Raw genomic sequence first — 14,846 nt, forward strand, 5'->3', positions numbered from 1 at the left:
CCTAAAATGAAAATGATTAAAAAAATATCCCTAGTAATATTTGCTGTAAGCATTTTAATTTCTTGTGGTAAAGAAACTAAAAAAGAGACCGAAAGTACGTCTAGTAAAGCGCAAAATCAACCAAACATTGTATTCATTTTGTCTGATGATCAATCTTGGACAGATTATAGTTTTATGGGTGATGAAAATATAGAAACTCCACGTTTAGACAAGTTTGCTTCCGAAAGTTTAACTTTTACAAAAGGTTACGTTCCTACTCCTTTATGCTCTCCGTCATTGGCTTCAATAATTACAGGTCTGTATCCTAAAAACCACGGAATTTTAGGAAATGATAAAGTTTACGATCGTGTAAAAGGAGATCGTAAAACAAGTCAAAAAAATAGGGCAGAAGCATATAAACCCATCATTTCTGCATTTGAAAAACAAACTACATTGCCAGATATGTTAAAAGAAAAAGGCTATTTGTCGTTTCAAACAGGAAAATGGTGGCATGGAAATCACAAAGTTGGTGGTTTTGATTATGGTATGACCCATGGAAACCCTAAAAGAGGAGGAAGACATGGAGATTATGGTCTTAAAATTGGAAGAGAGGGTTTAGATACCATAAACAATTATGTAGATTTAGCATTAAAAGAAAAGAAACCTTTCTTTTTATGGTATGCTCCATTTTTACCTCACAGACCTCATAACCCACCACAGCATTTGTTCGAAAAATATAAAAAGAAAACAGACTCTGAGCATTTGGCAAAATATTGGGCAATGATAGAGTGGTTTGATGAAACTTGCGGACAGTTATTCGATTTAATAGAAGAAAAAGGTTTAACAGAAAACACCTTATTTGTGTATGTATGTGATAATGGTTGGAGACAAAACCCTGATAAAAGTGGGTATATGTCAGATTCTAAACGTGCTCCTTATGATATGGGGATTCGTACACCAATCATGTATAAATGGGCAGGTAAAATAAAACCTAAAATGGATACAGAAACCGTTGTTAGTAGTATAGATATGGTACCTACAGTTTTAGATATTTTAAATATAGAAAAACCTAATAATTTACCAGGAATAAGTGTTTTAGACAAAGAAACGTTACATAAGCGTAAAGGTATTTTTGGAGAAGTGTATGCACACGATTTTGATACCATTGAAAATAGTATGTTTTACAATATGGCAATTTTTCCACCTTACAAGATAATCGTTCCAGACCCAGTTAGAAAGAAAGGTGAAGTTGTTCAATTATTTAATATTGATGAAGACCCTTATGAGAAAAAAAATATTGCAGCAAGTAATCCTGAAATTGTGAAAGATTTAAAAGAAAAAATAGCAGGATTTAGAGCTAATTAAAGAATATAAAATTATGAAAAAAAGTATATTATTAGTGGTTTTATTGGTGAGCATATTTTCCTGTAAACAAGAAAAATCCGATCTAAAGAAAAACTCAACCTCAAAACCAAATGTACTTTTTATTGCTGTAGATGATTTAAACAATTGGATTAGTCCTATTCAAAATTTTTCAAATGTAAAAACGCCCAATTTTGATAGGCTTGCAAAAATGGGCATTACATTCACAAACGCACACGTGCAAGCTCCATTATGTGGGCCTTCAAGAGCTTCTTTAATGACGGGTTTACGTCCATCAACCACTGGTATTTATGGAATGACGCCAGACAATCAAATCCGAAGAAAAGATAATCCTGCAACAAAAGATATTAAGTTTCTGCCAGAGTATTTTGAGCATAATGGGTACCATACAATGGGAATTGGAAAGTTATTTCATATTCACGCTCCAGATAGTGTTTTTAACGAATCTGGAGGTCGTGTTAGAGGTTTTGGTCCTTATCCTAAAAAGCGTTTTGTTTGGGATGGTTTTGGAACATCAAAATCTAAAAAAGAAAAATACGGAAGAACAAGTACAGATTGGGGTGCTTTTCCAGAGAATGACACTTTAATGCCAGATTACAATTCTGTAAATTGGGTTGCAGAACGTCTACAAAGAGATTACGAAAAACCATTTTTTATGGGACTTGGTTTTTTACGAGTGCATGTGCCTTTGTATGTGCCTCAAAAATGGTTCGATTTGTATCCTTTAGATAAAATTGAAACACCTCCATACAAATCAGATGATTTAAATGATATTCCACCTGTAGGAATGCAAATTAACGATTTACCAATGATGCCATCTACTGAATGGGCAAAAGAAAGTGGTGAATGGAAAAAAATTGTTCAGGCTTATTTGGCCTGTATAAGTTATGTAGATTACGAATTGGGTCGTGTTTTAGATGCTTTAGAAAATAGTAAATATGCAGATAATACGATTATCGTTTTGTGGTCGGATCACGGATACAGATTAGGAGAAAAAGGAACATTTGCAAAACACGCACTTTGGGAAACTGCAACAAAAGCGCCTTTGCTATTTGCTGCTCCAAATTTGCCAAAAGGAAAGAAAATTAATGCGCCCGTTGAAATGTTGTCTATTTATCCGACTTTGTTAGAATTAAGTGGCTTACCAGCTTACAAAAGAAATGAAGGGAATAGTTTAGTGGCTATGATGCAAAATGACGCAGGAATTGACAACTCTTTTGCCTTAACAACTTTTGGTATGAACAATCACGCCATAAAAAAAGATGGTTTTAGGTATATTCAATATGAAGATGGAACTCAAGAATTTTACGATCATAGTGTAGATCCCAATGAATGGAATAATGAAGCTAACAATCCTAAATACAAGCTTCAAATTGAAGAAATGAAAAAGCTTTTACCTAAGGTGAATTCTAAATGGGATGCAAAATCCAACTATACATTTCAACCTTATTTTGTGAAGCAGAAAGTTAGAATTGGTACTAATTAAATCCAGAAATTATATTAAAATTTTAGATTTAATAATTGTTTTTGTTAAAGAATGGTTAATTCAGTACAGAACAGGACAATAACTTATTATTGTTAAAGTATTTTGCCTAATATTCTTTATAATCTATTAATGCAAACGATTAACAATATGAAAAAAAATTTGGTTTTAGTGCTGCTTGTTTTTTTCTTTTCAAGTATACATGCTCAGGTTCAAGTGTCCACAGATTTTACAGACGATGCTAATAAAAAAGAACCTTTGCATAATATTTGGTCTATCGCTAATAGAATTAGTCCCCAAAATGGCTCTAATATTCGTCCTGGACTAAAAATGAACATTGTAAGAATGATTGGTGGAATCAAGAAAACTGTAAATGGACAAAACGTAAAAGACTTAGATTTTGATACCTGTTTATACGATTCTATCAATAATAAATATGTCTATAAATTTGAGCGTTTAACGGACAGATTGGATAAAATCATCAACTCTCAAACAGAAATTCATCAAATTGTACTAGACCAACCTTCTTGGGCTTTTCAACACGGTTATACTTTTATTCCAGCAGGAACTAGAGATAATGTTAATTTTAGAGAAGATGAGCAAATATCCATTTATGGAAACTCATTACCACCAGCCAATAAACAAGCGTATCATGATTATATAAAAGCGTTAATGACACATTTAGTAGCTACTTATGGTGAAGAAAAAGTATTGTCTTGGCGTTTTAGAGTAGGTTCAGAAATTGAAACACCAGATCATTGGTTTGGCACTAAACAGGATTTTATCGAACATTTTGAAAATACTGAAAAAGCGGTAAGAGCAGTGTTGCCAAATGCTGTTATTGGTTTGCACACTAGAGCCCCAGATTTTTTATTCAAAAACGGATCTGTTTTAAATTACAAAGGAGAACCTTTTGCTTCTTTTGCTGAAGATTTAATTGAATATTGTGCTGATAATAATGTAAGATATGATTTTTGGGGAGTCTCAGACTATGTGGTTTTAGGTAGTGGCACTTTACGTAACATGAGCATTAAATATGATCATTTATTTGCAGATTTAGTAAATCATCCAAAATGGAATGCCAATGCTATTATTGATTTAATGGAGTATGCTACTGTAACTACTATGAATGGTGCTGATGGCAAAGGATTTATCAACGCAGAAACAACCCATGCAGAAATTGTTGAATTGTATTTTTCTAACATTTATTATAAAAATAAAGACAAAGGTTTAGATTTAATATACAGATGGGGTAATAGAACAGGGTCTCAAGATCCTCCAGGAATTACTGTATTAAATACAATGAATGATAAGAATCGTTATACAACAGTGGTTACTGGAGCTCCACAAACTTCTACAAATGACTTGGATGCCATTTTTGCAAAAAAAGAGAATGAAACAGAATATGATGTATTACTTTATAATTATAACAATAGTTCTTTAACCTATAGAGATAGCGAAAATGTAAACGTTTCTTTTACATCAGAATTAGCTGAAGGGACAACTTTGTATTACAGAAATATAGCTTACAGTAAAGACAATAATAAATTGCAGAATTTTTTAAAAGAAAATGCTGGCTTTGTAAAAAGCGGATTTGACAATAAAGGTGAACCAGAAAGAATTCTAACCGATGCTGGTTTAGCGGCTTATCAAGTTTACGAAAACCCAAATTCGCATAAATATTCTGAATGGAAAAGTATTGTAACTACAGCACGTACAGATGGGAAATCGGGATCTATAATTAGTGTAGATACAGAAATACCTTCTTTTGCATTCGAAAAATTTGAGTTTAGAACCGAAGATTATTTTCAGTCAACCATAACACCAGCAACTGTGGTTTGGACAACTACAGAAGATTTTGAACCTTGGACAGCAGTAAGTTCTGGAATGAGTATAAATAAAGATGATGACAAATTAACCTTAAATTATTCAAGCGGATTTGCATTTCCTATGGCAGCAATTACAGGTTTAAATATCAATTCAGATTTGTATGAAACGTTACAATTGGTAGTTAAAAATACTACAGAAGGTTCTACGTTACAAATGGCTGCTAATGTTCCAGGTACTGAATTTGCTTCAGGAAGAAAAAAAATTACAATACCCAATGATGGTGAATGGCATACGATTAATGTAGATTTAACAAATTGGTCTCATTGGACAGGAACTATTAATGAATTTAAAGTATATGAAAGAGTAAGCACAGGTAGTATTGTTTTTGATCGAATTGAATTCATGACTAAAAATGATGTTGAGGTTTTTGATGTATCAATTAGTAAAGAAGGTAATGGTTTACTTAATTATATAAGTGGAACCTCTTTTTCAGGACAAAAATTTAATTTAAATGCAATTCCAGATCAAGGTTGGGAGTTTCAAGGTTGGACAGGTGATATTGTAAGTTCAGATAATCCTCTAGAAATTACAGTAAGTTCAGACTTAAACATTAAAGCTGTTTTTGTTCAAGAAAGTCTTTCTATTGACGAGAACAACTTAATAAATGAATTTGTTGTTTTTCCAAACCCAAGTTCAAATGGAGTATTTACCATTAAAAATCATACTCTAGAAAATTGGGAAATTTATAATTTAAATGGAGCTAAAATTCTTTCAGGAAAGGGACAAGTAATTGATGTTTCTAGTTTTTCAAAAGGATTGTATATCCTAAAACTAGAGAATACTTTTAAAAAATTATTATACAATTAAAAATTGTAAAAAAGTAAAATTTAAATGAAGAGAATATCGCAAATCTCAATTATCTGTTTTTTAACACTGATATTGTTTAATTGTAACTCATCAAAACAACAAAAAAAAGAGAGTAATCGTAAACAACCAAACATTGTATTCATTTTTGCTGATGATTTAGGTTGGGTAGATGTAAGCACAGGAAATACAAACAAAAACAACGGTTCTAAAATTTTTGAAACGCCTGTAATCGATAAATTGGCAACACAAGGAATGTCTTTTACAAATGCCTATACCAACCAAAATTGTGCGCCATCAAGAGCGGCTTTAATTAGCGGACAATATGCAACAGGTTTAGATAATCAGGTGTATAATGTAGGTTCTTTAAAAAGACAAGACAAAAGAACTAAAGGATTTCCAAATGTACTTATTGAACCTCACAAGCAAAAAAAGGTAATTGCAGAAGAGGGTATCAATATGTTTGATGTTTTAAAAACAAAAGGCTATCAAACTGCTTTAGTTGGTAAAAGTCACGGAACTCCACATCCTTTAAAAGGTGATTATGGTATAGATTTACCAGCAGATATTCATCACATTATAGCAGCTCCAATTAACGGAAAAAGAACAAAATCTTTCTATTTAGCACTAAATTCCGATAAAAAAGGATGGACGTTTAATTCAGAATTTGTAGATAAATATGCAAATCCTTATGATGATGAATACATCAATACAACTTTAAAGCCTTATCAATCTCAAGGAAATTTAGAACTTTTAAAAGGAACACCAAAACATCTTACAGATGCCATTGGAGATTTTTCTGTAGATTACATAAAAGAAAAAGCAAACAACGAAAATCCTTTCTTTTTGTATGTGCCTTTTCACGCAGTTCATTCTGATGTTACAGGTAGAAAAGATTTAACTGAAAAATATGCAAAAAGAGGATTGAATCCAAGAGTTGCAGAATATGCATCTATGATTGAGTTGTTAGATCAAAATGTTGGAAAAATAAATGATGCCCTAAAAGATCCAAATGGAGATGGCGATTTTTCTGATGACATCACCAACAATACTATTTTCATTTTTTATTCTGATAATGGAGGGCTAAGAGAAAATAATCCACTGAAAGGTAAAAAAGGAAACTTAACAGAAGGTGGTCTTAGAGTTCCATTAATTTTTAGATATCCAGATGTGATAAAAGAAAATTCCATAACCAATCAAGCAGTGCATTGTATCGATTTTTTACCAACTTTAGCAGATTTGGCTGGAGTAGATGTTACTACATTAAAAAAGAAAGATGGAAGTAAACCTAAATATGATGGAGTTTCTTTTGCAAAAGTTTTAACAGGAAAAGCAAAAAGAATTTCAAGAGATAATTTGTTTTGGCATCTTCCAGGATATATGGATGAACGTTTTTCGCCAACAACTTTAATTCAAACAAGAGTAGGAGAAGAATATTTTAAGTTGTTTTATTTTTATGAAACGGAAGCATTTGAAATGTATAACATCACCAAAGATATTTCAGAAAAAAGAAATATTTTAAAGAATCCTTCATCCAAAGAAATGGAAATTGCATTGCAAATGAATGCAGATATGTTAGCTTGGTTAAAAACCAATAATGCACCAACAGGAACTTGGGTAAAAAACAAAGAAAAAGTGCCTTATCCTAAAGTAGAAGGTGTAAAAAAGTATCAACAATAGAATTTAAGAAATGAGTATAAAGTCCTTGGTTTTACCTTTTTTAATGTTGCTAAGTTTAGCTTTTACAGGATGTATTGGTAACAATAAATCTAACAATGTTGCTAAAGTTGATGTACATCAGAATGAAAAACCCAACATCATATTTTATTTAGCAGACGACCAAGATGTGTACGATTATGGTTGTTATGGTAACGAAAAGGTGAATACAGCAGCAGTAGATAGGTTGGCAAAAGAAGGAATGTTATTTACCAATGCATTTACAGCTCAAGCCATTTGTGCACCCAGTAGATCTCAAATTTTCACTGGAAATTATCCTGTTAAAAATGGTTGTTTTGCCAATCATACAGCAACAAGACCCAATATGGAAAGTGTAACTTCTAGGATGAAAAAATTAGGTTATGAAGTTGTTCTAGCAGGAAAAAGTCACGTAAAACCATCAAGTGTTTATCAATGGGATAAAGAATGGGAACCTGTTCCTAAAAAAGATGTGCCAAGAGATTACATTCCTTTAGACAGTATTGAAAATTATATGAAAACTATAAAAAAGCCTTTTTGTATGTTCATCACTTCAAAATATCCACATGGAAAATATTTTGATGTTAAAAATCCAGATGCTAACGACCTTAAATTTTATCCTTTTAATGAACATAAAAAAAATGATAAATCGTATGTTAAAAGTAGGGCAGGTTACTACAGAAGTATAGCAGAAGACGATACACAGATTGAAAAAGTATTGGAATTTGTTGATGCTCATTTAGATGAAAACACTTTGTTTATTTATAGTGCAGATCATGGAGTTTCAGGAAAGTTTACCGTAAAAGACATTGGTTTAAAAGTACCTTTTGTAGTACGTTGGCCTAAAGTGATTAAAGCAGGAACAACATCAAATCAGCTGATACATTATACAGATGTATTACCAACTTTTATGGATGTTGCAGGAGGTAAAGTACCCGAAAATGTCGATGGTAAAAGTTTCTTATCCATTTTAAAAGGAAAAGATGAAGCAATTAACAATTATGTGTATGGAGTAAGAACCAATCAAAATATTCTGAATTCAGAGATTTTTCCATCAAGAATGATTCGTGATAAACGTTACAAATACATCAGAAATTTTAATTCATTAGAAGTTGTTGAACAAAATTTAACCGGAAAACCAAATGTAGATTATTTTATAAAAAGAGGAGCAAACAAATTTAAAAACGAACCTTTTGAAGAATTGTACGATTTAGAAAATGATCCTTTTGAACAAAACAACTTAGCAAATAACCCTGAATTTAAGTTGATGAAAAAGCAATTATCAACAGATATGTTTACTTGGATGAAAGCTCAAGGCGATATTTTGGATGATAACAATGGGAATATGCCAATTATTACGCCCAAAGGTAAAAAAGGATTCAAGTTAGACCAAGATACTCCAAGAAGAAAAATTCCAGATTCTATAAAAAATTCACTCACAAAAGACGATTATATCGTTATAAAACATTGGTAATATTATGGTGATAAAAAAACTTTTTACTTACATATTTGCTTTATCCATTCTTTTAGTTTCCTGTAAATCCTCAAAAGAGAAAACTGAAGCTACTCAAAATCAAAAACCAATGAATGTTTTGTTCATTGCTATAGATGATTTACGTCCAGAGTTAAATATTTATGGGGCAAAACATATAAAATCTCCAAATTTAGATAAACTAGCTAGTGAAAGCTTGGTCTTTAATAGAGCCTATTGCAATGTACCTGTTTGTGGTGCTTCAAGAGCGAGTTTACTAACCAGTATTCTACCAACAAAAACACGTTTTATAGATTATAGAGCAAAAGCACAAGAAGATGTTCCAAATGCAAAAACGTTACCAGGTCTTTTTAAAGAAGCTGGTTATACAAGTATTTCTAATGGAAAAATTTTTCATTATAATAAAGATGTTCAAGAAGCAAGTTGGAGCGAAAACCCTTGGATGCCACAAGGTGGACATAGAGTAAGTTATGACCCTAAAACTAACGACGTGATTATGAAATCTGGAAATGGACGTGTGTATGAAGCTCCAGAAGTTGATGATAGTGCTTATCCAGATTATAAAATCGCACAAAAAACGATCAAAGATTTACGCCGTTTTAAAGAATCAGGAGAATCATTTTTTATGGCTTGCGGATTTTTTAGACCTCATATGCCTTTTTATGCACCTAAAAAATATTGGGATTTATATGATAGAGATTCAATAGAGATTGCAGATAATCGTCATTTGCCTGAAAATGCTCCAAAATCTTTAAGAGGTAGTGGAGAATTTAAAAGCTATAGCTTTGGTGATTATAAACCCAATACAGAAGAATTTCATAAAATGATGCGTCATGGATATTATGCTTGCGTTAGTTATGTAGATCAGTTAGTTGGTGACGTTTTAAATGAGCTTGAAACACTTGGATTGGCAAAAAACACAATTGTAGTAGTTTGGGGAGATCATGGTTGGCATTTGGGAGAGCATGAGTTTTGGGGAAAACACAATACTTTACATAACGCTTTACAGGTACCTTTAGTGGTAAAAGTTCCAGGAAAATCAACAGGAAAACATACTGAAGCATTGGTAGAAAGTGTAGATATTTATCCAACTCTCTGCGATTTGGCAAACATACCTGTACCAAATTATATTATGGGAAAAAGTTTTAAAGCTACTTTAGATAATCCTGAGAAGTCTTTTAGAGCATATACTTATGCTCGTTTTAAAAAAGCAGATGCTATAGTAACCGATGATTTTACTTATTCTCTGTTTGAAAATGGAGAAGAGATGTTATATAATCGTAAACATGATCCAGCAGAAAATAAGAATATGGTTGCAGATGTTAAATATAAAGAGGTGCTTAAAGAAATGCGAAATGCATTAAAAAGAAAACAAGAAAAGGCAAATAAATACAAATAAAAGAACTTGCTGTTGAATTGAGAGCAAAGTGGGGAAAAGATTTTTTACTAAAATAATTTAATAAAATGAAAAATTTCATCACTTTAATAGTAACTATTTCACTTTTAACTAATTGCAGTCAGTTAAATCAGGTTAAAAAAACAGAAAAGACACAACCTATTGTAATTCAATTTATCATCGATGGATTGATGAAAGATGCAGTAGAAACAGCCATAGCAGCTGGTGCAAAAAATTTAAAATATTTTGCAGACAATGGTGTTGTTGTAGAAGATGCATATTCTAACAGTCCTGTTGGAAGAGTAAAATTACCAGATGGAACTGAACCTTGGAGAGGAGCATCACCACCAAATATTGGCATGCATACAGGAACTCATGTCTTTGAAAATCAGCAACTAGATGATATATTTTTATCTGCAAGAAGAAAAGGAATCAAATCTGTTTATGTTGGTGGGCATACTTTATACGATGTGTTTACCACAGCAGACACTCATTATGCAGAGATAATACCAGATAGTACAGTTGTAGATTTAGGTATCAAGCATATCAAAAAAGATGGTGCAAGATTGGTGAGATTGCATTTACAAGAAATAAGAAGTTCTTGGAAAGGCCCGAAAGAAAAAAACAATCCAAACTCTAAATATATTAAAGCTATTTTAAATGCTGATGCTGCATTAGGAAAGTTGATAGCGTTTTTGAAAAATGAAGGCTTATGGGTAAACTCTTTTTTTGTGATTTCTGCAGATCATGGAATGGGAACTTTAAGAAAAAGTAACCATCTTTCAGAACAATTATCATCATGGCAAATTTATATGAATTTTTACGGCCCAGGCATAAAAAAGGGAGGTACAATACCTTATGCAGAATCGCCTGATGTTGCTCTAATGACCAATTATTTTATGGGACTAAAATCCCTTAAAGGTTATGATTTAAAATTAAATTATTTAAAAAACAATAAGACAACTGGCGTTTTTTTAAAAAATATTTTTGAAGGAAATCCTAGAGATATACATCATCCAAAATGGATAAAAACATATTTAGAAAACAATCAAAATTCTCCACCAAATGATTATTTGCATTATAGAGAAGCTATGATAAGGTTTATCAATGAATAGAAATTCATAAAAAGAAATGAAATTAAAAAGCGTCTTATTGTTTTTTGGGATTTTCGTAATTTTTCAAGCACAAAGTCAAGAATTAGAGCGTCCATTTATTTTAGTAAAATCAAGTGAACGAAATCAAATTTTAAATAAGATAAAAACTAAACCTTGGGCGAATAAAATTTACACAACTCTAAAATCTAATACAGATGAACAAGTTGATAAATTTTATAAAAATCCAACAAACTATCTTAAAAATTTACCTTTCAATTGGGCAGAAGGAAAAGAAAAAGAGTTCCCTCCTTTTTTAAAAACAGATCATATAGAAAACGGAAAGCATAGAAATTTAGACAATGCCACAGATAAAGAATGGAAACCTGCAGCATTATTAATTGAAAATTTACAAATAGCTTTAGATTGTGGTTATCTATATTATTTAACACAAGATGAAAAATACGCACATGTAGCCAGTAGTATTTTGTATTCTTTTACAAAATCCGTTCAGAAATCAAAAATATCTAAATGGAAAGGAAGAGGTGGTTTGTTGTTTCCTTATGATGGTTTTAGAGAAGTACGAGTAATTGGGTATAGACTTCCATTAATTTATGATTTTATTGCTTCTTATTTAAAAAATAAAGGAAAAGCTTTTGATATTATTCAAAATAAAAAAGTGTTATTTCCTATAAATAAGGCTCAAAAAGTTTTTAAAACCTATGCAAATATTACTGTAAATTATGGGCAAACAGGTTCTAATCATCCTGTTTTAGAAGCACCAAGCTTGGTGTATAATGCTTTGGCCTTAGATGATAAAAAAGAACGTAAAAAATGGTTGTCTTATTTTTTATCAGAAAGTACCCAAAATCAAGATGCTTTGCCAATAATGGCAAAAAACTATAAAAATCAAGGTGATATTTGGCCAGAAACTTCGCAATATTTAAATCATTCTACAGAAATTTTAGGAAAATTATTGTTGGTTATTAACAGATATCAACCTTCTTTAGAGTTGGGTAAAAAATATCCTAATATTCTTTTTGCATTACCAAGATTAGATGATTTGGTGTATCCAAATCACGAAATTATACGTTGGGGAGATGGTCATCGAAGACAACATGGTTCTCATCAGGCTTATGAAAACGCTTACGTTTTAGCAAAGATGGATGGTTTAACCTATTTACAAGATAAATTTGCTCCATTGCTAAAAAACGCAATGGAAAAAGGAGCATATTCTAGAAATAGTATAGAAGCACTATTTTGGTATGATGATGCAATTTATGGAAACTCTAAAAAAGTTGAATTACCAAGAACGGATAGAGTGTATCATGCAGGTATTGTATTACAAAGAAATTTAAGTACAACAAATAATCCAAAAGATGGATTAATGGGATTTGTTGGTGGTGCACACATGGTACATGGTCATGCAGAAGGTATGAATATTGAATTGTATGGAGAAGGACAAGTTTTAGGTGTTGATCATGGACGTAAAAAATATGGAAAAGATTTGCACGAAAACTATTCAAGAATTTTTGCAGCTCATAATACAGTAATCGTAAATGGAAGTTCTCAAGGTGAAGGTGGTTGGGTAAATTTAGGTATCAATTCTGTTCAGCTGATTTCAATGGAACCAAAAGTTAATGAAGAAGGAATTTCACCAAATCATTCTTTTAGTCAAACGAGTTTTATAGATGATAAAGGTGATAAAGCAGAAGCAACTCAAGAACGAACTTTAGGTATCATAAGAACTTCGCCAACAACAGGTTTTTATATAGATGTTTTTCGTTCAAAATCGAAATTACCTAATGAGTATCATGATTATTTATATCATAATATTGGTGATAAGCTCGTTTTTGAAAATAAGGATATGAAGTTTGAAAAAACACCTAATAGATATATGGCAGCTGCAAAATCTGAATGGATTCACAATAAAAAATATAGAAATCCAGGATGGCATTTTTTTAAAGATGTAAAAACATCTCAAGAATATGAAAACAAAGTAAAGGCTACTTTTAATATTAAAAAATTAAAAGGGAATGACTTGTTTATGCAACTACATATTCTTGGGTTTAAAAATAGAACATATACCAAAGTAAAAGCACCTATAACTTTTGAATCTCCAGAACCTTATGATAAAAAACCAACCCCAACTTTAGTTATAAGAAATAAGGGCGAAGCTTGGAAAAATCCTTTTGTGATAGTGTTTGAGCCTTACAATAGCTCAGAAAAACCAAGCATACAAGCTGTTACAAAAATTGAACAAGATGGTGTTTATAAAGGATTGATTATAAGAAGTAAAACACCTTCTGAGAATCTAATTCAATATGTAATTACGCAATCTAAAAATCAGGTTTTTAAGAGTGATGATATTTATTTTAAAGGTTCTTATGCTGTTATAACATTGCATAAAGACAAATCTTTAAAAAGTATTTATGTTGGTGAAGGTGAAAAGTTAGTTTATAAAAACAACGAATTAAAAATAGATCCAAAGCTGCATACTTTGTATGTAGATTACTCAAAAAAGTAGTATTATTAACTGATGAAAATCCATTCAAAACTTATCGTTGTAATTTGTTTTTTACTGTTGAATTGTAGCCAAAAATCAATTTCAAAAAGTGAAATATTATCAACAGATAATTTGCCATCTGCAAGACATGAAAATGGTTTTGTAGAGGTAAATGGGTTATTCTATTTAATTGGTGGGAGAAAAATAAAACCTGTAGATATTTTTGATAAAAAAACAAATTTTTGGAAACAAGGTGCAAAACCACCAATTGAAATACACCATTTTCAAGCAGTAACTTATAAAGATGATATTTATATTATTGGAGCTATGACTGGCAAATATCCTCATGAAAAACCTTTGGATAAAATATTAATTTATCAAACAAAAAAAAATGAATGGGTTTGGGGAAATACCATTCCAGAAAATAGAAGAAGAGGCTCAGCTGGTGTTGTTGTAAAAGGTAATTTAGCGTATGTAGTTTGTGGTATAACTGATGGACATTGGAGTGGGCACGTTTCTTGGGTGGATACATACAATTTTAAAACTGGTGAATGGACTATTTTAAAAGATGCTCCAAGGCCAAGAGATCATTTTCATGCGGTTATTCATCAAAATAAAATTTATTGTGTTAGTGGTAGAAATTCATCTGCAAAAACAAAACAAACATTTAATTTAACGATTCCTGAAGTTGATGTTTATGAAATTATAAAAAACAATTGGATTACTTTATCAAAATCATCAAACTTACCTACAAAAAGAGCTGGTGCTTCAAACGTTATAAAAAACGGAAAATTGTTTGTTATAGGAGGTGAAAGTGCTAATCAAAAAACAGCTCATAATGAAGTTGAAGTGATGGATTTAACGACCAAAAAATGGAAAAATTTATTACTATTAAAGAGGGGAAGACATGGAACTCAATCTATTCTTTATAACAATAAAATATATATTGTTGCAGGTAGTGGAAATAGAGGAGGAAAACCAGAATTATCCTCTTTAGAGGAATTAAACTAATTAAATTTTTTAAAACAGATTTTAATACTAGTAAACTACTTAGGCACTTTCAGAAGTAGTACATTAAATTACTTTCAAGATTAAAAAAGGACACAAAAATCACATTTTTTGTGTCC

General features: G+C 31.2%; 9 protein-coding genes. All 9 read left to right on the plus strand.

The window, feature by feature from the left end:
- Positions 1-12 precede the first annotated feature (12 nt).
- The 9 genes from Q0731_RS11595 (at position 13) to Q0731_RS11635 (ending at position 14,730) form a co-directional block, all read left to right on the plus strand.
- Entirely contained in the window at positions 13-1,344 is a 1,332-nt protein-coding gene (locus Q0731_RS11595) for a sulfatase (protein ID WP_299064254.1), read from the plus strand.
- Between the two features lie 13 nt (positions 1,345-1,357).
- Positions 1,358-2,848 (plus strand): sulfatase, encoded by a 1,491-nt coding sequence (locus Q0731_RS11600; RefSeq protein WP_299064256.1) that lies wholly within the window; start codon positions 1,358-1,360, stop codon positions 2,846-2,848.
- Between the two features lie 147 nt (positions 2,849-2,995).
- Positions 2,996-5,542 (plus strand): T9SS type A sorting domain-containing protein, encoded by a 2,547-nt coding sequence (locus Q0731_RS11605; RefSeq protein ID WP_299064258.1) that lies wholly within the window; start codon positions 2,996-2,998, stop codon positions 5,540-5,542.
- Positions 5,543-5,566: 24 nt separating this feature from the next.
- Positions 5,567-7,219, plus strand: a complete 1,653-nt coding sequence (locus tag Q0731_RS11610) for a sulfatase-like hydrolase/transferase (protein ID WP_299064260.1) — start codon at positions 5,567-5,569, stop codon at positions 7,217-7,219.
- Positions 7,220-7,229: 10 nt separating this feature from the next.
- The gene (locus Q0731_RS11615; RefSeq protein WP_299064262.1) at positions 7,230-8,708 is read left to right on the plus strand and encodes a sulfatase; all 1,479 of its coding nucleotides are present in this window, start codon (positions 7,230-7,232) and stop codon (positions 8,706-8,708) included.
- Positions 8,709-8,817: 109 nt separating this feature from the next.
- Positions 8,818-10,125, plus strand: a complete 1,308-nt coding sequence (locus Q0731_RS11620; protein WP_299064264.1) for a sulfatase — start codon at positions 8,818-8,820, stop codon at positions 10,123-10,125.
- A gap of 65 nt (positions 10,126-10,190) precedes the next feature.
- Entirely contained in the window at positions 10,191-11,237 is a 1,047-nt protein-coding gene (locus Q0731_RS11625) for an alkaline phosphatase family protein (protein WP_299064266.1), read from the plus strand.
- A gap of 16 nt (positions 11,238-11,253) precedes the next feature.
- Entirely contained in the window at positions 11,254-13,740 is a 2,487-nt protein-coding gene (locus Q0731_RS11630) for a heparinase II/III family protein (RefSeq protein WP_299064267.1), read from the plus strand.
- A 57-nt stretch (positions 13,741-13,797) separates the two neighbouring features.
- Entirely contained in the window at positions 13,798-14,730 is a 933-nt protein-coding gene (locus Q0731_RS11635) for a kelch repeat-containing protein (protein WP_299064268.1), read from the plus strand.
- The last annotated feature ends 116 nt before the right edge of the window (positions 14,731-14,846 follow it).

The sequence above is a fragment of the uncultured Polaribacter sp. genome (genome assembly GCF_947497695.1).
Lineage (GTDB): Bacteria > Bacteroidota > Bacteroidia > Flavobacteriales > Flavobacteriaceae > Polaribacter.